Consider the following 18442-nt stretch of genomic DNA (forward strand, 5'->3'; position numbering starts at 1 on the left):
ATGCTAAATCCCTCGACCTTCCCGCAACCAAAGGCGTCAGTGCGCGCTCGCTGGGCACCGGTATTTCTTTCACCAATTCTGCACTCTCCCGAGCGGCTTGTCGTTGCGGTCGCCGTCGCTGGCGATAGCGGATTTCATATTGAACAGGCCAATGAAATGCGACGCCTAAGTTGCCTCTACGGGCGCGCTGCCGAAACCGCTATTTTCGCAGCGCAAGTTGCGTTGGATGAGTTGCAGGAATCCCTTTCGGAGAAAGGCCCCGATGCGCTCAGGCCTGGCGCTTTGGTTTTTTCAGGAGTGAACTTAGGCGAAGTTTCAGAAGGTGAGGCACAGAGTCTGCAGCAAATCGGTCGAATGTGGATGTCGGCGCTCTCATCACTGTATAAATTTCATCCAGAAGCGGTCGATGACATGCAAGGAGACAATCAGGATCAGGAGACGGCTCTTGCGGACCGTTTACCCGCGCTGGTTCTCGACCACGTTAACTCGGTGAACCCTGCACTCGCAGGATATTTCAGCGAGGAGATACGACTGCGACGTCGCAGGCGCACATCGTCCGGTATCGCTGGAATTAGCATCGACTACAGTGGCTCTCAACTCGTCGCTAATTTCGCCACTCTTGCGCCTTCAGCCCCAGCTCATGTTGTCGATCGCATTAAGCGGAAGATGTTCGATCTGAAGGTTCGACGTGACAAGGATGGTGGCCTATTTGAGCCACGGCGACATGAGATGATTTTGTTTTCTCCGTCGTCGGAAAGTCCGCTCATCAACGAAAAGCAGATCGAACGGATCAATGAGGTTGTAGGGACGTTGCAAGAACAGTCATCAAACGAAGGCTTTGGTTTCGCTGCCTTGCACGAAGTCGCTCAGATAGGAACCAGAGTGCTTGCGGCCGAAACTGCTGTCGCGGGTTCTGCCTGATCACACCGACCAAAGTGGCCCTTGGTTCACTATTAGCCCTCAATCCGCCTTCTTCTCGCCCCTCTCGCCGGCCTTGACGATATCGCCCGTCGTGAACAGGATTTCCTTCAGTTCCGCCCGCCAGTCCTTCTTCTGGCGCAGCAGGAATTCCAGATCCATGCCGAAATGCTTGAACTCCTCGCTCTGCGCGTTCTTCATGATCGCCTTGGCCTGAGGGTCTTTTTCCACCGACATGCGCTGTTCGTACCAGCCGATCGCCTCCGCCTCCTCGATCAGCGAAGTGATCATGCGGGCAAAGGTCCGCACCTTCTGCGACAACTCTTCCGGTGGCTCGTGATACTGATCGAAACCCATTTTGTCCCTTCCTGATCCCATAGCCCGGCCGATCAAGCGAAGCGGCACCTGGGCTTCGTTGCAACGGATCAGAACGGAGAATGGTTCCGACCGCAGGCGAGTGCCGCCCCTGTCACGCAACTATCATCTTCGCGTCCTAGACCGCTTGTCGAACGAGGGCTCGCGGCATCGTCCGATGCGACGTGGAGCGCTTTCGGGTTTCGGCCGCTCCGGCTTTGTCGCAAAGAGGATAATCATGAAAAATCTGCACCGAACCCTGTCGCTCGGCGTCGCGCTGGCGCTATTCACCGCCTTGACGCCGGCGCTGGCCGACGGCACCGCCACCGTTGGCGGCCTCGTCAACAAGGGTCTGGTCGGCGTCGGCCGCATCCCGGCCAGCCTGAAGGACAAGTTCGGCGAGACTTTCGGCTCCGGCTCCGGCATGTCGATCGACACCGCTGGCTGGACGCATGGCGCCGACGGCTACAAGGGCTCGCTGTGGCTGCTGCCGGATCGCGGCTACAATGTCGTCGGCACCACCGACTACCGGCCGCGCCTTAACACGATCGGCATCGAGTTTGCGCCGGTAGCACCCGGTGCCGCGCCTGCCGCCGGACAGGAACAGACCGGCGTCAAGGCGACGCTCGCCGACACCATGCTTTTGACCGACGACAAGGGTGCTGACGCCACCGGCCTCGACCCGCTCAACGGCGTGCGCGCGGCAAGTGGCGACCTGCCGATCCTGCCCGAAGCCAACGGCAAGCTTGCGCTCGACAACGAGGCGATCGCGCGGCTGCCCGACGGCACCATGTTCATCTCCGACGAATACGGTCCCAACATCTATCGCTTCTCCGCCGACGGACACCTTCTGTCGGCCACGCAGCCACCGGCGGCCCTGGTGCCGATGCGCCATGGCGCGCCGAACTTCGCCTCCGACAATCCGGGGCCTGGTGCGGCCGAGCCCGATCCAAAAGATCCCGATACCGGCCGACAGAACAACCAGGGTCTCGAAGGCATGGCGCTGACGCCGGACGGCAAGTTCCTCATCGCCGTGCTGCAATCGGCACCGCGCCAGGATGGCGGCGATTCCGGCTCGACGCGCCAGAACACCCGCGCCCTGGTCTATGACGCCTCCGACCTCGCCCATCTGAAACTGGCGCACGAATACATCGTGCCGCTGCCGGTGTTCACCGACGCCAAGGGCAAGACCAAGATCGCCGCGCAAAGCGAGATCGTGGCGCTGTCCGACCAGACGTTCTTGATGATCACGCGCGACAGCAATAACGGCCAGGGGGTGAAGGGCGACACCTCGCTTCTGCGCCTGATCAACATCGTCGATCTCTCCGCCGCAACCGACATTGCTGGCGGCGCCTTCGACGCTGCCGACAAGCCGGTGGCGCCCAAGGGCGTGCTCGACCCCTCGGTGACGCCGGCCAAGCTGACGCCGTTCATCGACATCAACGACAAGGGCGAGCTCGGCCGCTTCGGCCTGCACAATGGCGCGCCCAACGACAAGAACAACCTCTCGGAGAAGTGGGAGGCGATGTCGGTGGTCAGCGTGCTCGATCCGAAACTGCCCGACGATTATTTCCTGTTCGTCGCCAACGACAACGACTTCCTCACCCAGGACGGCTTCCAGGTCGGCGCGCCCTACAAGGCCGAGGACGGCGCCGATGTCGACACCATGTTCCTGGTCTATCAGGTCACGCTTCCCGGCCTCGCCAAGAAGTAGGCGCATACGAAAAAGGCGGACGCGCCGAACGCGTCCGCCTTCAAACTGCGACGATCAGCGATGGCGTGAGGGCCCTTACTTCAGGATTTCCGCATCCCTTGGCACGCCCGCATCGATCGGCTCGGCGGTCTTGTTCGACACGGCCGTGATCTTGCCGGCCGCCGACAGGTTCGGCCGCACGAAGACCTGCGTGACGCCGTTGACGCGGCTGTAGAGGTCGATGATGTCCTGGTTCATGAAGCGCACGCAGCCGGACGACGCGTTCTTGCCGATGGAATCCCATTCCGGCGTGCCGTGCAGCCGGTACATCGTGTCCTTGCCGTCGCGGAACAGATAGAGCGCCCGGGCGCCTAGCGGGCTCTGCGGTCCCGGCGGCATGCCATCCTTGTACTTCGCCAGTTCCGGCCGGCGCTGGATCATTTCCGGCGGCGGCGTCCAGACCGGCCACTTCTTGCGCGCCTGGACGACAGCGTTGCCAGTCCAGCCGAAACCGGCCTTGCCGAGGCTGACGCCGTAGCGCATCGCCTTGCCGCCGTCGCGCACCAGATAGAGGAAATGCTCCGACGTATCGACAACGATGGTGCCGGGCTTTTCTCCGGTCGGATCGTCCACGATCTGGCGCACGAACTTCGGATCGAGCTTGGATATCGGGATGGCCGGCAGCGCAAAGCCCTCGTCGGTGCGCGCCGCATACATGCTTGCGGCATCGCCCAAAGCCGGTTCGGGCGCCGGAGCGGGTGTTGGTGGCGTCACCACTTCCGTCGTGGTGCATGCCGAAAGCGCGACCGAGGCCGCGCCGATAGCGGATGCACCGAGAAACGCGCGCCGGTTCAGGCGCTCAAAAAGCAGCGGATTGTCAGACATTATCCCCCCGGCTTGTCCATTGGATATCGCAAGAATGCGGCCCCACGCCGCGACGACCAATATCCCATTCCGCAGGCTTTGAGAACATGATTAGCTCACAGCACGCCAAGCGGGATTTTCCGGCACCGGATCGGCCTGTCTCGTTAAATCGGCAATCATCGCCCACCGGACTTGAGACAAGCCTTCGCCGAGTGCCCGCCATGGACGAAAAAATGCCCTCGCGCCGGCGCACCGGCGACCTGACCAGCGGCCCGATCCCACGCACGCTGCTTTTGTTCGCCCTGCCGGTGCTCGGCTCCAACGTGCTGCAATCGCTGAACGGCTCGATCAACGCCGTCTGGGTCGGCCGCTTCCTCGGTGAATCCGCGCTGACCGCGACGTCCAACGCCAATCTAGTGCTGTTTCTGATCCTCGGCACGGTGTTCGGCATCGGCATGGCGGCGACCATCCTGGTGGCGCAGTCGGTCGGTGCCCGCGACCTGGCCGAGGCCCGCCGCATCGTCGGCACCAGCGCCACTTTTTTCTTCGCCGTCTCGGTGGTGTTCGCGGTCTGCGGTTGGATCTGGGTCGACGCCATCCTCAACACGCTGGGCACGCCGGCCGACGCGCTGCCGCTCGCCCGCTCCTATCTGCGCATCATCTTCGTTGCCGTTCCGATGATGAACCTGTTGTCCTTCGTCATGACGGTGCTGCGCGGCGCCGGCGATTCGCGCACGCCGTTCTTTTTCATGGCGCTCGCCGTCGTGCTCGACATCGTCTTGAACCCGCTGCTCATCCGCGGCATCGGCCCCTTCCCCGAACTCGGCATTGCCGGTTCGGCCACCTCGACGCTGATCGGCCAGACGGTGAGCGTGATCGCCATCCTCGTCGTGCTCTATGCGCGCAAGCACCCGCTCAGGCTCGCCGGCGCCAACCTGGCCCTGCTGCGGCCGGATCCGACGCTGCTGCGCATCGTCGTCTTCAAGGGCGTACCGATGGGCCTGCAGATGATCGTCATCTCGGCAGCGGCGCTGACCGTGATGGGCATGGTCAACTCCTACGGCTCGCAGGTCGCGGCCGCCTACGGCATCGCCGCGCAGCTGGACCTATATCCAGATGCCGGCGCTAGCCATTGGTGCGGCGGTGTCCTCAATGGCGGCGCAAAATGTTGGCGCCGGACGCTGGGACCGGACTGGCCGCATCGCGGCTTCCGGCGTCGGCTTCAACCTGGTTTTGACCGGCGCCCTGGTCGCCGTGCTTTTCGTCTTCGAGCGCTCGGTGCTCAGCCTGTTCCTCTCGAGCGACAGCGTGGCGATCGACATCGCCGCGCACATCAACAAGATTGCCTCCTGGTCGTTCATCCTGTTCGGCATCACCATCGTGCTGTTCGCCACCGTGCGCGCCACCGGTGCTGTGATGCCACCGCTGATCATCCTGGTGATTTCGGTGCTTATCGTGCGCACCGGCTTTGCCTATTTCATGCGCGGCGTGATCGGCGAGGAAGCGCTGTGGTGGAGCTTTCCGGCGGGATCGATCACCTCGCTGCTGCTGGCCGCCGCCTACTACCGCTTCGGCCGCTGGCGCACTACGCACATGATCGAGGACAGGCCGGCGGCAGGCGAGCCGCCGGACACCGGCCTCGGCATGCCGCGCCAGCGCGCCAACATGACGCTGGAGACACCGAACGGCTGAAGGTTTTGGCGCGCCCGCCTGTTCGCCCAGCCATATGGCGGGTAGCCGCACGTCCCGCCATCGCATAGATATCACCCGACAACCGGGGGAGGAATCATGGGCAAAGGCCGGGTCGAGGCATTCACCGATGGCGTCGTCGCCATCATCATCACCATCATGGTGCTGGAACTGAAAGTGCCGCATGGCGAGGATCTTTCCGCGCTGGCGCCGCTGTGGCCGATCTTCTTCAGCTATGTCTTGTCCTTCATCAATGTCGGCATTTACTGGAACAATCTGCACAACATGTTCCACACCGTGCAGCGCGTTGACGGCCGCGTGCTGTGGGCAAATCTTAACCTCCTGTTCTGGCTGTCGCTGATTCCGGCAACGACGGCCTTCATGGGCGAGAATCATTTCGCGCCGGTACCTGTCGCCGTCTATGGCGTCGACCTCGTGCTCTGTGGGGTCGCCTACAGGATTCTTGTGACCAAGCTGCACCATCTGCATGGCAACGAAACAGCCTTCGCCAAGGCGTTGGGCAGTGACCGCAAGGGCAAGATTTCGGTAGCGCTATACATAGCTGCGGTGCTGCTGACCTTCGTCAACCAGTGGATCGGCGTCGCGATCTACTTTCTGGTGGCTGCCGTCTGGTTCGTGCCGGATACGCGGTTTTCGCGAGTGATCGAAAAGTAGCGGGCGCTACTTGCGCATCGCCTTTAGCTTTTCGGCGACCGACGCGGCAAGGTCGGCATAGCGCTCCTCCAGCCGCTCGGCCGCCTTGATGATCGAAAAATCATGGCCGAATTTCTCCAGCGCCATGCGCAGTTTCTCGACGAACTCGGCCTGCTTTTCGAGCGCCGAAAACAGCGTCTTCACCTGCGCCTCGCTGATTTCGGGATTGGCAAGCATTTGCGGCACCTCGCGACCCATCTGGTCGCCGGTGGCGGTCTGCTCCTTCAAGATCGCGACCCAGTCGGTCAATCGGCAGTCTCCCTATTCAGCCGCAACATGCGCAGCCGTCGCGGACGCGGTCAACCCGAACACGCTGGACGGCCTTGCATGAAGCGCATCCCGCGCTAAGTTCGGCGCGACCCAAACCAAGGAAAAAATCATGACCGCCGATGCCGAGATCCAGACCGCTCTGCCCGCCCTTAGCCCAGGCAACGTCGCCGTCATCACCGGCGGCGCCAGCGGCATCGGCCTTGCAGCCGCCAAGCGGCTGGCGGCGATGGGCATGAAGATCGTGCTCGCCGATATCGCCGGCGCACGCCTCGACGAGGCTGGCCGTGCCGTCGCCGCGATTGCCGGCAACGATGCAGTACTTGCCATTGCCACCGACGTTGCGAAGGGCGACGACCTCGACCGGCTGGCCGAAAAGACATTCGCCGCCTTCGGCGATGTGTCGCTGCTGATGAACAATGCCGGCGTCGGCAACAATCCCGGCAAACCCTGGGAAAACCGCGGCGCCTGGAAGCAGTTGCTGGACATCAATTTCTGGGGCGTCGTTCATGGCGTCGAGGCCTTTGCACCGCGCATGCTGGCATCGGGAAAACCTGGCCTGATCGTCAACACCGGCTCCAAGCAGGGCATCACCACGCCGCCCGGCAACCTCGCCTACAACGTCTCCAAATCAGGCGTGAAAACCTTCACCGAAGGTCTGGCGCACGCGTTGCGCAACGAACCCGGCGCCAAAATCAGTGCGCATCTGCTGATCCCGGGCTTCACCTTCACCGGCCTGACCGAAGGTGCCACGGAAAAGCCGGCCGGCGCCTGGACCGGCGAACAGGTCATCGACTTCATGCTGGCCTCGCTGCTGCGCGGCGACTTCTACATTCTGTGCCCAGACAACGAGGCAGTGCGGCCGATGGACGAGAAACGCATGGCCTGGGCGATCGGCGACATCATCGAAAACCGCCCTGCTCTGTCGCGCTGGCACCCTGATTACAAGGATGCTTTCGCGGCCTTCATGAAAGGCTGACGATCAAGCCGCCTGCTTTTTCGCGCCGCGCTTCTGCGCCACGGCCTTCTTGGCGGCCATGTCGGCAATCTCCCGGTCATGCCGCTTGGCCGCGCGTTCGCAGCGGTCGCGAATCTCCTCGACCTCGGATTCGGTCAGGTGCTCGATGCCGATGAAATGATTGTGGCCTGCGCTGACCCGGATCAGCTCGTCGAGCTTGGCCTGGATCGCCGCACCGTCGCGGTTCTGCGTGTTCTGGATCAGGAACACCATCAGGAAGGTGATGATCGTCGTGCCGGTGTTAATGACCAGCTGCCAGGTGTCGGAAAAGCCGAAAAGCGGCCCGCTGGCTGCCCAGACCACGACGATCAGGCAACAAGCGGCAAAGGTCAGCGGCAGGCCGGCAAGGTGGGCGACCTTGTTGGCAATCCTGGTGAAAACCTTCTCGAACATCGAAAAATCCCACAATGGCGGCGACGAGGTGACCCCGGACCGGGATCATCTCGCGCCGGGGAGAAACAACCGGCGGCCGCTCCGGGTTCCCTGCCAGAAGGGATTTCGTGAACAATCCTATGCACGCCTGACGAACTCAGGAGGCGTCGTTTTCCCAGCGGTCGAGGAAAGCCTCGATCGGCATGGCCTGCATATCGGGGACGGCCTTGGCCAGTTTCTCCGGCGTCCAGTCCCACCAGGCGAGGCTTTCGATCCGTGCCGCAATCTCGCTGGTGAACCGCGGCCGCAGCGGCTTGGCCGGCACGCCGGCGACAATCGCATAGGCCGGCACATCGCGCGTCACCACCGCATTGGCGCCGACGATCGCGCCATTGCCGATGCTCACACCGGGCATGATCACCGCGCCATGGCCGATCCAGACATCGTGGCCGATGCTGACCGCCTTTGCCTGCCGCCGCTCCTTGAACGCAGCGTCGACGCCCAGCCAGCGAAAATATTCGTTCGGCCGGTAGCTGACCTTGTGCTGGGTCACCCGTTCGATCGGATGCTCCAGCGCATTGATCCGGCTGTTGGCGGCGATCGAACAGAATTTGCCGATCGTCGTGTAGATCGCTTCCGAATGGCGCTCGAAATAGGAGAAATCGCCGACCGTCACTTCGCGCAGGACGACGCGCTCGCCGATCGAGGCGTAGCGCCCAAGCTTGCACGCCTTCAGCTCCGCCGTCGGATGAATGCGCGGTTCGGGGTCTTTCAGGACAAGGTTTTCCGGACGATCCATGCGGGCGATTTACGCCCGAGCGATTGGTCCCGCAAGCGGCACCAATCATTCGTCAGCTATTGCCAGGTCCTATTTCGGCTTGCCGCTGGTCCACACCACATTCTGGCCATAGAGCGGCACGGTGGTGACCGACATCTTCGCCGAGCCATCCTGCACCTGGCGCGAATGCGACAAGTAGATCAGCGTCTCGTTGGCCTTGTCGTAGATGCGGTTCACCACCTGCTTCTTCCAGATCAGGCTGATGCCTTGCTTGAAAACCTCCTCGCCGCCCTCGCCCATGTCGATATCGCCGATGGTGATCGGCCCGGTCTGGCGGCAGGAGATCGAGGAATCCGAAGGGTCCTCGAACCAGTTGCCCTTGTGCAGCCGGTCGATGACGCTGCGGTCGAAGTAGGAGACATGACAGGTTACGCCCTCGACCTTCGGGTCCTTGATCGCCTCGACGATGATGTCGTTGCCGACCCAGTCGACCCCGACCTTGCCGACTTCCTCGGCGACCGCCGCACCAGAGCCAACGACAAGGCATGCGGCCAAAGCGCCGCCGATCAGTTTTCGCCCAATCGGTATTTGCAAGAGAGCCTCCTGAGGTTCGAGTTTTGCCGACCTCAGGTGGGGCGAACGGCGACGCTTTGCAAGCTAGGCTCGGCCGAACGCGAGCATCCGCCGCAGCACGTTGCTCCTGAGGACAAAATGCTGAACCAGCGCGCCTGCAGTGTGCAACAGCACGACATAGAGCAGGATGTTCTTGCCCATCACATGCACCAGCCCTGCCCCCGGCACGCCCAGGAACCAGGCGGCTGCGCCCGACAGCGGCACGATGAAGATAAGCCCATAGATGACAAAATGCGTCGCCTTGGCCAGCAGCCGCAGCGCCGGATGTTCCATCCCCGAAACCGCAGGAACGCCGCGTGTCGTGCGCAGCCAGAGCCGCCAGCTGGCCAGAGCCAGCACAGCGAGGCCGAGCACGACATGCATGTAAGCCAGCGGCACATCGCCGGACGACGCCTCCTGGCCCCGGCGCAAGGCGCGCCAGACATGCTCCATGCCGTCATGGGCGAGGAATTGCACCAGGATCAGCACGGCAATGCTCCAGTGCAGCCAGATCTGGGTCTTTGAATAGAAGGCGACAGGCGTATCCGGCATTGGCTGGTTCCGCTGCGAAAGCGCAGACTATCAAAATAGGCAGGGGCCCAAACCGTTCAAATTACGATTTGGTAAGCCGGTATCGACGGCCGGTTGCGGCAACGCGACATCTTTGCGTGCGCACGGGCAACCCGCTAAGAGTGTTCGCCGAATGGTGCGATCCAGCACCCAATGAAAATCACGACGGACAATCCCTGATGATGCGTTCAATTCTGGTCGGCATTCTCGTCCTGATGGCGGCGGGCATCGGCTGGCTCACCTTCGACTGGTACCGCGGGCACTATGGTGGCGAGCCGTTCGGCGCCGCCTTCACGCTGGTCGACCAGAAGGGCGCGCCGATCACCGAAGCCGCCTTCAGAGGCCATCCCAGCGTCGTCTTCTTCGGCTTCACCCATTGCCCGGAAGTCTGCCCGACCACACTGTTCGAACTGGCCGGCTGGCTGAAGACGATGGGCGACGACGGCAAAAACCTGCACGCCTATTTCGTCTCCGTCGATCCCGAGCGCGACACGCCCGAGCTCATGAACACCTATGTCAGCAATTTTTCCGACCGCATCGTCGGCATCTCAGGCGATCCGGACAAGGTCCACGCCATGGCCAAGTCTTTCGGCATCTACTGGAAAAAGGTCGAGACGGGCGACGGCGATTACACGATGGATCACACCGCCTCGGTGCTGCTGCTCAACGCCAAGGGTGAGTTCTCCGGCACCATTGCCTATGGTGAAAGCCCGGAGACCGCCATTGCCAAGCTCAAGCGGCTGGCGGCGGAAGGCTGATACACAGTCAATGACCCAGACACGTCTCCACTTCACCGCCGGCAAGATCGACGCCGACCGCATCTTTGCAGCCCTTGAGGCGGCTTTCGAGGATGACGGCCTGCCGATCGCCGTGCTGGAGGTCGACGAAAACCGCGATATCCACGAAGTGTCGCTCTACGCCGACGATGACGTCGATGCCGTCGAGGCACGCGTCAACGACATTCTCGCCGGCCTCGCTCTGTCGAAGCCGATCGAGCGCGAATCCCTGCCCGATATCGACTGGGTGGCGCACTCGCTCGACGGGCTGAAGCCGGTACGCGCCGGCCGCTTCTTCGTCCATGGCGGGCATGACCGCCGGAAGCGCCACAGCGGCGAACTCGCCATCGAGATCGAGGCGGGGCTGGCCTTCGGCACCGGCCATCACGGCACCACCGCCGGCTGCCTCGAAATGCTAGAACAGGTCGTGCGGCGCGAGCACCCGCGCAACGCGCTTGACCTTGGCACCGGCAGCGCGGTGCTGGCCATCGCGCTGGCCAAGCTTTCTCACATTCCTGTGCTGGCGACCGACATCGATCCGGTCGCCGTCAAGGTCGCCGCCGCCAACGCTCGCCTCAACCACGTCAAATCGCTGGTGGAAACGGTGACCGCGCCGGGCTTCCACCACCCGATCTTTGCCGCGCGCGCGCCGTTCGATCTCATCGTCGCCAACATATTGGCGCGGCCGCTGATGCGGCTGGCGCCGGAGATGGCCAGACATATGAGCCTCGGCGGCTCGATCGTGCTGTCGGGCATCCTCGACCGCCAGCGCGACGCCGTGGTTTCGGCCTATGTAGGCCAGCAGTTTCGCCATGTCAGGACCTCGCACCGCGAGGGCTGGGTGACGATCCACCTCAAGCGCTGATCTGGACCAAATCAGACCTATGAATTGCCGGTCTGGAACGTCCGGAAATCGATTCCGGTTTTCGGGCTCATGCGTTACGCTCGCCGCCAAGCACCCGAGGAGGCCACCATGTTCCAGACCTTCGATTCCGCCGGCGACCCCGCAGTCGGCAAGCCGCACGTGGCGCTGCTGCGGCAATGGCTGGCGGCGAACGGGCTGGACGGATTCATCGTGCCGCGCGCCGATGAACACCAGGGCGAATACGTTGCCGACCGCTCGGCGCGGCTGAAATGGCTGACCGGCTTCAGCGGTTCGGCCGGCGTCGCCATCGTGCTTGCCGACCGCGCCTTCATGTTTGTCGACGGCCGCTACACGCTGCAGGTGCGCCACGAGGTCGATCTCGACATCTTTTCGATCGAAAGCCTGGTCGACAACCCGCCGGCCAGCTGGATCAAGGACAATCTCGGCAAGGGCGCGCGGCTCGGTTTCGACCCGTGGCTGCACACGCTGGGCGAGGTCAAGGCGCTGAATGCCGCGGCCGAACAATCGGGCGCAACCTTGGTGCCGCTCGACATGAACCCGATCGACATCATCTGGAAGGATCAGCCCGAACCGCCGCTGGCGCCGGTCGAGATCCATCCGATCGGCTTTGCCGGCGAACTGGCGAAGGACAAGCTGGCACGGCTGGCAGCGGCGATCGCCAAGGATGGCGCCACCCACGCCGTGCTGACCGACCCCTCTTCCATCGCCTGGACCTTCAACATCCGCGGCGGTGACGTGCCGCACACGCCGCTGGCACTCGGCTTCGCCGTGCTCGCCGCCGATGGCTCGCACCAGATTTTCATGGACCAGCGCAAGTTCTCGCGCACCGTCGCCGCCTATCTCACCCAGCTCGCCGATCTGCATGAGCCCGGTGAATTCGAGGCGGCGATCGTCGCCCTTGCCAAGAGCGGCGCAAAGATCGCGCTCGATCCGGTGCTGGCGGCGGAAAGGCTGAAAATGCTGATCGAGGACAATGGCGGCACCGTGATATCAGCGGCCGACCCTGCCCGCATTCCACGCGCCACCAAAAACCCAGCCGAAATCGCCGGCAGCCGCGCCGCGCACCGCCGCGATGGTGCGGCAATCGCCAAATTGCTGTGCTGGCTGGAGCGCCAAAGGCCCGGCAAGCTCGACGAGATCGCCGTCGTCACCCGGCTGGAGGAAACCCGCCGTGCCACCGGCGAGGAAACGCAGATGCCGCTGCGCGACATCTCCTTCGACACCATTTCCGGCGCCGGCCCGAACGGCGCCATCATGCACTACCGCGTGTCCCGCGCCACCAGCCGCAAACTGGCGAATGGCGAGCTGTTCCTGCTCGATTCCGGCGGCCAATACCAGGACGGCACCACCGACATCACCCGCACCGTACCGATCGGCAAGCCGACCGACGAGATGCGCGAGCGCTTCACGCTGGTGCTGAAGGGCATGATCGGCATTTCAATGCTTCGTTTCCCCGCGGGTACGCGCGGTTCCGAAATCGATGCCGTCGCCCGCATGGCGCTGTGGAAGCACGGCTGCGATTTCGCCCACGGCACCGGCCATGGCGTCGGCTCCTATCTTGCCGTGCATGAAGGGCCGCAGCGCATCGCCCGCACCGGCACCGAAAAGCTGCTCGCCGGCATGATGCTGTCCAACGAGCCCGGCTACTACAAGGAAGGTTCCTACGGCATCCGCATCGAGAACCTTGTCCTGGTGACGCCGGCCGAGGCGGTCGACGGCGGCGACATCGCCATGCACGACTTCGAGACGCTGACGCTGGCGCCGATCGACGTCAGGCTGGTGCGCACCGATTTGTTGACGCGCGACGAACTGCATTGGCTCGACGCGTATCACGCGCGGGTGCTGGCCGAGATCGGACCGATGCTCGACGGCGAGACGCTGGCCTGGCTGGAAAAAGCAACCGCACCGCTGCCGCACGACCAGAAGATTTGAGGTGAGCCTCTTTCTCCCCGTTCTACGGGGAGTTGAGGAGCGGTCCGCGAAGCGGACGAAAAGCCAATTGCTTGGCTTTTCGAGTGACGAACGCCCGGCAGGGCAATGAGGGGCAGCGCCAGCGGTCCAAAACCAATCGCGCCGGCAGAATTCCTACCCGACAAACTGCCGCGCAAGAATCAACACCGCCGCCCCGGCCAAAAACATCACCATCAGCCCGCCGCGCAACGACACAATCGCGGCAACGATTAGCGCCACCCATTCCGCCGGTCCGGCGCCGAGCGCCGCCGGTGCCACCAGCGTCGTCAGCACCGCCGCCGGCACGGCGTTCAGCCCGGCCTCGACGCGCGGATGGATATTGTCGAAGCGCGAGATGACCAGATGGCCGCCAATGCGGGTGAGATAGGTGGCGACCGCGCCGGCGATGATGATCCAGAAGGTCGCGCTCATGGCCGTGCCTCGACGCCGCTGTGATGCGGCGGCAGGATGACGGCGAGCAGCACGCCGGCAATCGCACCAATGGAGACGTGCCACGGCGACCCCACCGTCTTGTAGGCGATGATCGAGGCAGCAGCGCTGGCGATGACCACCGGCAGCCACAGCGGCCGCTTGCGAAAACCCATGACCAGGCCGAGGAAATAGATCGGCAGCAGGAAATCGATGCCGAGAGCATGCGTGTCGGGAATGAGCTTGCCGAACACCGCACCCAGCGCGCTCTCGATCACCCACAACACATAGACCGGCAGGCCAAGCCCCATATACCAGGCGAAGCCAACGGTCTCGCCGGCCTCGGCCTTGCGCTCGGCCACCGCGAATTGCGGATCGGTGAGCACGAAATAACCCAGCGCCTGCTGAATGACAGGCCAATGCGCGATGCGGCGGCCGATGCCTGCGGAATAGAGCACATGGCGAAAGTTCACCGCGAAGATTGACAGCACGATCAGCCATGGCGCGACATGCTGGCCGAACAGTTCGATGCCGACCATCTGGCTGGCACCGCCGAAGATCAGCGCGCTCATCAAAGTAGCTTCGAGAACGGAAAGGCCATTGTCGACGGCAATGGCGCCGAACAGCAGCGCAAACGGCGCCGCCGCGACGACCACCGGCATCGACAACCGCACGCCGTCCCAGAACTCGCTGGCTGCAGAATTTTCGCTCAAGATCTCTACTGACATGTCACATTCCCAGATTGCGCTGATATGTAGGTTCCAGCGGCTGAAAAGTCAGACGAATTCATTTGAGCCAACAGATCAGCGAAACTGATGTCACGGGTCATGAAAGCAAAGGGTTGTGGGATGATCGTTTATGATTTCACCGGCAGGCATGCGGTCGTCACCGGGGCTGGCGGCGGCATGGGCGAGGCGATCGCGCTGGCGCTGCTCGAAGCAGGCGCCTCGGTCACGGCCATCGACATCAAGCCGCGTCCGGCATCGTTTGCCTCCTACGACGACCGGCTCACCTTCGCTCAGGGCGACCTCACCGACGCTGCCTTTGTCGAACAGACCATCAATGCGGCCGGCCGCGAGCGCGGCGGCATCGACTATCTCGCCAATGTCGCCGGGGTGCTGTGGTTCGGCCGCGACAAGTCCGCCCTCGACATGGACCTCGATGTCTGGGACCAGGTCTTCAACATCAATCTAAAATCCTTCGTGCACACGGCGCGTGCTGTGGTTCCGCAGATGCGCACGGGCGGGCGCGGTGGCGCCATGGTGCATTTCTCGACCATCCAGTGGTATCGCGGCGACCCGAAGCCGCAGGATGCCTACCAGGCATCGAAGGCTGGCGTCTGCGCCCTTTCGAAATCGCTGGCCATGCAGCTTGCGAGCGAGGGCATCCGCTCCAACGCCATCTGTCCGGGCATGGCGCTCACCCCCTTGCAGGCGCGCTGGGATACCGAGGAGAAGCGTGCGGCAGTTGCCGACTACACGCCGCTCGGCCGTATCGGCACGCCGCAGGACATGGCCAATGCCGCACTGTTCCTGCTCTCCGACGCGGCGAGCTACATCACCGGAATTGAACTCGCCGTCGATGGCGGGCTTTTGATGCGGATGTAGCCGTCGCAACCCAAAGGCCGGAAAACTAACTGCGTGGCACCGTGCCCTGGATCGCCCTGCCCCAGTCGAGCAACGGCTTTGCCCGCAAGGTAAAATCAACCAGCTCATCGGCCAACGCCGGCGAATGGATCGTCGCGGGATCGATGAGGTGTTGCACATAGAAATGCCGGTTGCGCACGGCCGCCGCAAGATCGGCGTCCGCGACCTCCTCGAAGCCGCGTGGCGCACGCTTCATGCGGCCTTCCGTTTCGAGCTCAAAACCGTTCTTCTTCAACGCCGTCACCAGCTTGCGGAATTCGGCCGGCCGGGTCGCAATCGCCTTGCGCATCGCCAGCAGCAGCGTCGGCTCCGGATTCCACCAGGCGATATCGGCAAAGCAACGCTCCAGCCCGATATGCACATAGAACACGCCCTGCTCCATCTTGGTGCCATCCGGTGACAGCATCGCCGAGACGTGCCGGTTGTAGGGCCGCTTGTCCTTGGCGAAGCGCACATCGCGGTTGATGCGGAACAGCGATTTCTTGCGATCGCCGCGCAGACCGAGCCCCGCTGTCGCGAAACGCTCCGTCAGCGTCTCCACCAGATCGCAGAGCGGCTCATGCAGCTCGCTGTCGTAAAGCGCGCGGTTCTCCTGGAACCACTCCCGGCTCTGATGGAAATCCAGCGCCTTCAGAAACGGAAGGGCTTTTTGCCCAAACCCTTTGAACCCGCCAGCCATCACGCCTTGCCGACCCGTTGCAACCAGGTGTCCTCGTCGATGACTTCGACGCCGAGTTCACCGGCCAGCTTCAATTTGGAGCCGGCACCAGGCCCGGCTACTAGCAGATCGGTTTTCGCCGACACCGAACCTGCCACCTTGGCGCCGAGACGTTCGGCCATCGCCTTGGCTTCGGAGCGTGTCATCTTTTCCAGGGAGCCGGTGAAAACGATGGTCTTGCCGGCAACCTCGCTGTCGGCCGAGACGGTGACGATGTACGGCTTCGGCTTCACCTGTGCGAGCAACGCGTCAAGCACGTCGTCATTACGTTCATTGCCGAAGAAATCGCGCAGCGCGTCGATCACGGTATCGCCGATGCCGTTGACCGATGGGAAAACGCTGTGCGGATCGGCGGCCGCCGCCGTCTCCTTACCGACGCGGATCAACTCCTCGATGGTCGAGAAGGTCCGGGCGAGCACGGCGGCCGTCGTTTCGCCGATATGGCGAATGCCGAGCGCGAAGATGAAACGGTCGAGCTCGGGTTCGCGGCGCGAGTCGATGGCAGCAAAAAGCTTGTCGAGGCCTTCGTAGTTGCGGTCCTCGACACTGCGCACATTCTTGCGCGTCTTGCCCGATGCGGCCTCGCGCTGCCTCGCCTGCTCCTCGCGCCGCTCGGCCAGCGCCTTGGTGACGGCCGGACGGCGATCCTTGAGCGTAAAGATATCGGCGGCTGTCTTGATCAATCCGGCATTGAAGAAAGTGTCTATGTTCTCCGCACCAAGGCCTTCGATGTCCATGGCGCCGCGTGACACGAAGTGGCGCAACTTTTCCACCGCCTGCGCCGCGCAGATCAGTTCACCGGTGCAGCGCCGGCGCGAATCTTCCTTGCCGGTTTTCTCGTTGATCTCGCGCGTCGCCGGCGAGCCGCAGACCGGACAAATGTGCGGGAATTCATAAGGCACGGCATCGGCCGGACGCTTGTCGATGACGACGCTGACGATCTGCGGAATGACGTCGCCTGCCCGCTGGATCACCACCGTATCGCCGATGCGCACGTCGATGCCGTCGCGGATCGGCTGGCCGGTGCTGTCGAGGCCCTTGATGTAGTCCTCATTGTGAAGTGTGACGTTTTCGACCACGACGCCGCCGACCGTGACCGGCGCCAGCCGCGCAACCGGCGCCAGCGTACCGGTACGGCCGACCTGGATGTCGATCTTCTGCACCGTCGTCGTCGCCTGTTCGGCCGGAAATTTGTGGGCGATGGCCCAGCGCGGCTCGCCGGTAACGAACCCCCATCGGCGCTGCAATTCCAGCTGGTCGACCTTGTAGACGACGCCGTCTATATCGTAGCCAAGCGATGAGCGCTGAGCCTCGATGAGGCGATACTGCGCGACCAGATCCTCGACCGACTTCGCCCGCACCATCAGCGGGCTGATCTGGAACCCCCAATCCTTGAACCTCTGCACGGATTCGTACTGGGTCGGCGCCGGATCTTCCGTCGTGTAGCCCCAGGCATAGGCGAAGAACCGGAGATTGCGGCTGGCGGTAACCGAGGCATCCTTCTGGCGCAGCGAGCCGGCAGCCGTATTGCGCGGATTGACGTAATCCTGGCCGCCAACCGCCGCCGAGCGCGCCTTCAGCGCCTCGAACTCCGCATAGGTCATATAGACCTCACCGCGTATCTCGATCGTGTCGGGCCAGCCCGAGCCTTTCAGCTTCGCCGGGATGTCGGCGATCGTCCTCAGGTTAGCAGTGATGTCCTCGCCGACAGCGCCGTCGCCGCGCGTAGCACCCTGCACGAACACGCCGCCCTCATAGCGCAGCGACGCCGACAGCCCATCGATCTTCGGCTCGGCCGTAAAAGCGATGTCGAGATCCTTGTCGCGATCGAAGAATCGCCGGCCGCGCTCGAGGAAATCGGTGACGTCCTCGTCGGTATAGGCCTTGGCGAGGCTGAGCATCGGTACGGTATGCCGAACCTTGGCAAAACCTTCCGCCGGCGCAGCACCTACCCGGCGCGACGGCGAATCCTCCCGCACCAGATCGGGAAAACGCTCTTCAATGGCAAGGTTGCGCCGCCGCAGCGCGTCATACTCGGCGTCCGTGATCGTCGGCGCGTCCTCGGCATGATAGCGGCGGTCGTGGCCGGCGATCTCCTCCGCCAGCCGCGCAAGCTCATCCGCGGCTTCGCTTTCGCTCAACGATTCGACTGGTTTTTCAGACATGCAGCGGTCCCTGGACAGTGGCG

The 18442-nt window shown here is 63.2% G+C and carries 20 protein-coding genes and 1 pseudogene; 10 read left to right on the forward strand and 11 right to left on the reverse strand.

Annotated elements, in window-relative coordinates; translation table 11 throughout:
* Positions 1–921, forward strand: coding sequence for a hypothetical protein (locus AC1DXU_RS01145; protein ID WP_477363273.1), 921 nt, complete (start codon positions 1–3; stop codon positions 919–921).
* 39 nt (positions 922–960) lie between these two features.
* On the opposite strand, the gene AC1DXU_RS01150 is transcribed toward AC1DXU_RS01145, so the two are convergent.
* A complete protein-coding gene (locus AC1DXU_RS01150) occupies positions 961–1275 on the reverse strand; it encodes a ferritin family protein (RefSeq protein ID WP_477363276.1) in 315 nt (104 codons plus the stop codon).
* A 235-nt stretch (positions 1276–1510) separates the two neighbouring features.
* On the opposite strand from AC1DXU_RS01150, the gene AC1DXU_RS01155 reads away from it, so the two are divergent.
* A complete protein-coding gene (locus AC1DXU_RS01155; protein WP_477363278.1) occupies positions 1511–2986 on the forward strand; it encodes an esterase-like activity of phytase family protein in 1476 nt (491 codons plus the stop codon).
* Positions 2987–3061: 75 nt separating this feature from the next.
* On the opposite strand, the gene AC1DXU_RS01160 is transcribed toward AC1DXU_RS01155, so the two are convergent.
* Positions 3062–3850: a L,D-transpeptidase gene (locus AC1DXU_RS01160; protein ID WP_477363281.1), complete on the reverse strand. Its 789-nt coding sequence runs from the start codon at positions 3848–3850 to the stop codon at positions 3062–3064.
* Between the two features lie 212 nt (positions 3851–4062).
* Between AC1DXU_RS01160 and AC1DXU_RS01165 the strand changes: the two are divergent.
* From AC1DXU_RS01165 to AC1DXU_RS01175, 3 genes and pseudogenes are all read left to right on the forward strand, one after another.
* Positions 4063–4560, forward strand: a pseudogene (locus AC1DXU_RS01165) (MATE family efflux transporter); the annotation flags it as partial.
* A gap of 421 nt (positions 4561–4981) precedes the next feature.
* Complete coding sequence (locus AC1DXU_RS01170) at positions 4982–5521, forward strand: MATE family efflux transporter (RefSeq protein WP_477365919.1); 540 nt, start codon at positions 4982–4984, stop codon at positions 5519–5521.
* Between the two features lie 96 nt (positions 5522–5617).
* Positions 5618–6193 (forward strand): TMEM175 family protein, encoded by a 576-nt coding sequence (locus AC1DXU_RS01175; protein WP_477363284.1) that lies wholly within the window; start codon positions 5618–5620, stop codon positions 6191–6193.
* A gap of 6 nt (positions 6194–6199) precedes the next feature.
* On the opposite strand, the gene AC1DXU_RS01180 is transcribed toward AC1DXU_RS01175, so the two are convergent.
* Complete coding sequence (locus AC1DXU_RS01180) at positions 6200–6481, reverse strand: hypothetical protein (protein ID WP_477312110.1); 282 nt, start codon at positions 6479–6481, stop codon at positions 6200–6202.
* 130 nt (positions 6482–6611) lie between these two features.
* Here AC1DXU_RS01180 and AC1DXU_RS01185 point away from each other — a divergent pair, with 130 nt between their 5' ends.
* A complete protein-coding gene (locus tag AC1DXU_RS01185) occupies positions 6612–7478 on the forward strand; it encodes an SDR family NAD(P)-dependent oxidoreductase (RefSeq protein WP_477363287.1) in 867 nt (288 codons plus the stop codon).
* Between the two features lie 3 nt (positions 7479–7481).
* Here the strand turns inward: AC1DXU_RS01185 and AC1DXU_RS01190 are convergent, their stop codons facing one another.
* The 4 genes from AC1DXU_RS01190 to AC1DXU_RS01205 form a co-directional block, all read right to left on the reverse strand.
* The gene (locus AC1DXU_RS01190; protein ID WP_477363290.1) at positions 7482–7910 is read right to left on the reverse strand and encodes a low affinity iron permease family protein; all 429 of its coding nucleotides are present in this window, start codon (positions 7908–7910) and stop codon (positions 7482–7484) included.
* Between the two features lie 136 nt (positions 7911–8046).
* Positions 8047–8688, reverse strand: coding sequence for a DapH/DapD/GlmU-related protein (locus AC1DXU_RS01195; protein ID WP_477363293.1), 642 nt, complete (start codon positions 8686–8688; stop codon positions 8047–8049).
* Between the two features lie 69 nt (positions 8689–8757).
* Positions 8758–9261, reverse strand: coding sequence for a CreA family protein (locus AC1DXU_RS01200; protein ID WP_477363296.1), 504 nt, complete (start codon positions 9259–9261; stop codon positions 8758–8760).
* Positions 9262–9324: 63 nt separating this feature from the next.
* Positions 9325–9831: a cytochrome b gene (locus tag AC1DXU_RS01205; RefSeq protein ID WP_477363299.1), complete on the reverse strand. Its 507-nt coding sequence runs from the start codon at positions 9829–9831 to the stop codon at positions 9325–9327.
* Positions 9832–10028: 197 nt separating this feature from the next.
* Between AC1DXU_RS01205 and AC1DXU_RS01210 the strand changes: the two genes are divergently transcribed.
* The 3 genes from AC1DXU_RS01210 to AC1DXU_RS01220 all read left to right on the forward strand — a co-directional run bounded on the left by AC1DXU_RS01210 (position 10029) and on the right by AC1DXU_RS01220 (position 13443).
* Positions 10029–10607 carry an SCO family protein gene (locus AC1DXU_RS01210; protein WP_477363302.1) on the forward strand — a complete coding sequence of 193 codons (579 nt, stop codon included), beginning with the start codon at positions 10029–10031 and terminating at the stop codon, positions 10605–10607.
* Positions 10608–10617: 10 nt separating this feature from the next.
* Positions 10618–11490 carry a 50S ribosomal protein L11 methyltransferase gene (locus tag AC1DXU_RS01215; RefSeq protein WP_477363305.1) on the forward strand — a complete coding sequence of 291 codons (873 nt, stop codon included), beginning with the start codon at positions 10618–10620 and terminating at the stop codon, positions 11488–11490.
* Positions 11491–11598: 108 nt separating this feature from the next.
* Positions 11599–13443 (forward strand): aminopeptidase P family protein, encoded by a 1845-nt coding sequence (locus AC1DXU_RS01220; protein ID WP_477363308.1) that lies wholly within the window; start codon positions 11599–11601, stop codon positions 13441–13443.
* 153 nt (positions 13444–13596) lie between these two features.
* Here the strand turns inward: AC1DXU_RS01220 and AC1DXU_RS01225 are convergent, their stop codons facing one another.
* Entirely contained in the window at positions 13597–13893 is a 297-nt protein-coding gene (locus AC1DXU_RS01225; protein WP_477363311.1) for an AzlD family protein, read from the reverse strand.
* Entirely contained in the window at positions 13890–14618 is a 729-nt protein-coding gene (locus AC1DXU_RS01230) for an AzlC family ABC transporter permease (RefSeq protein WP_477363314.1), read from the reverse strand. The genes AC1DXU_RS01225 and AC1DXU_RS01230 overlap by 4 nt, the downstream gene beginning before the upstream one ends.
* Positions 14619–14738: 120 nt before the next feature.
* Here AC1DXU_RS01230 and AC1DXU_RS01235 point away from each other — a divergent pair, with 120 nt between their 5' ends.
* Entirely contained in the window at positions 14739–15497 is a 759-nt protein-coding gene (locus AC1DXU_RS01235; RefSeq protein ID WP_477363317.1) for an SDR family NAD(P)-dependent oxidoreductase, read from the forward strand.
* A 25-nt stretch (positions 15498–15522) separates the two neighbouring features.
* Here the strand turns inward: AC1DXU_RS01235 and AC1DXU_RS01240 are convergent, their stop codons facing one another.
* Positions 15523–16215 (reverse strand): DUF2461 domain-containing protein, encoded by a 693-nt coding sequence (locus AC1DXU_RS01240; protein WP_477363319.1) that lies wholly within the window; start codon positions 16213–16215, stop codon positions 15523–15525.
* On the reverse strand, positions 16215–18419 hold the full coding sequence (ligA, locus tag AC1DXU_RS01245) for an NAD-dependent DNA ligase LigA (RefSeq protein WP_477363321.1): 2205 nt from the start codon (positions 18417–18419) through the stop codon (positions 16215–16217). The genes AC1DXU_RS01240 and ligA overlap by 1 nt, the downstream gene beginning before the upstream one ends.
* Between the last annotated feature and the right edge of the window lie 23 nt (positions 18420–18442).

This window comes from Mesorhizobium sp. P3_A10 (assembly GCF_056403175.1).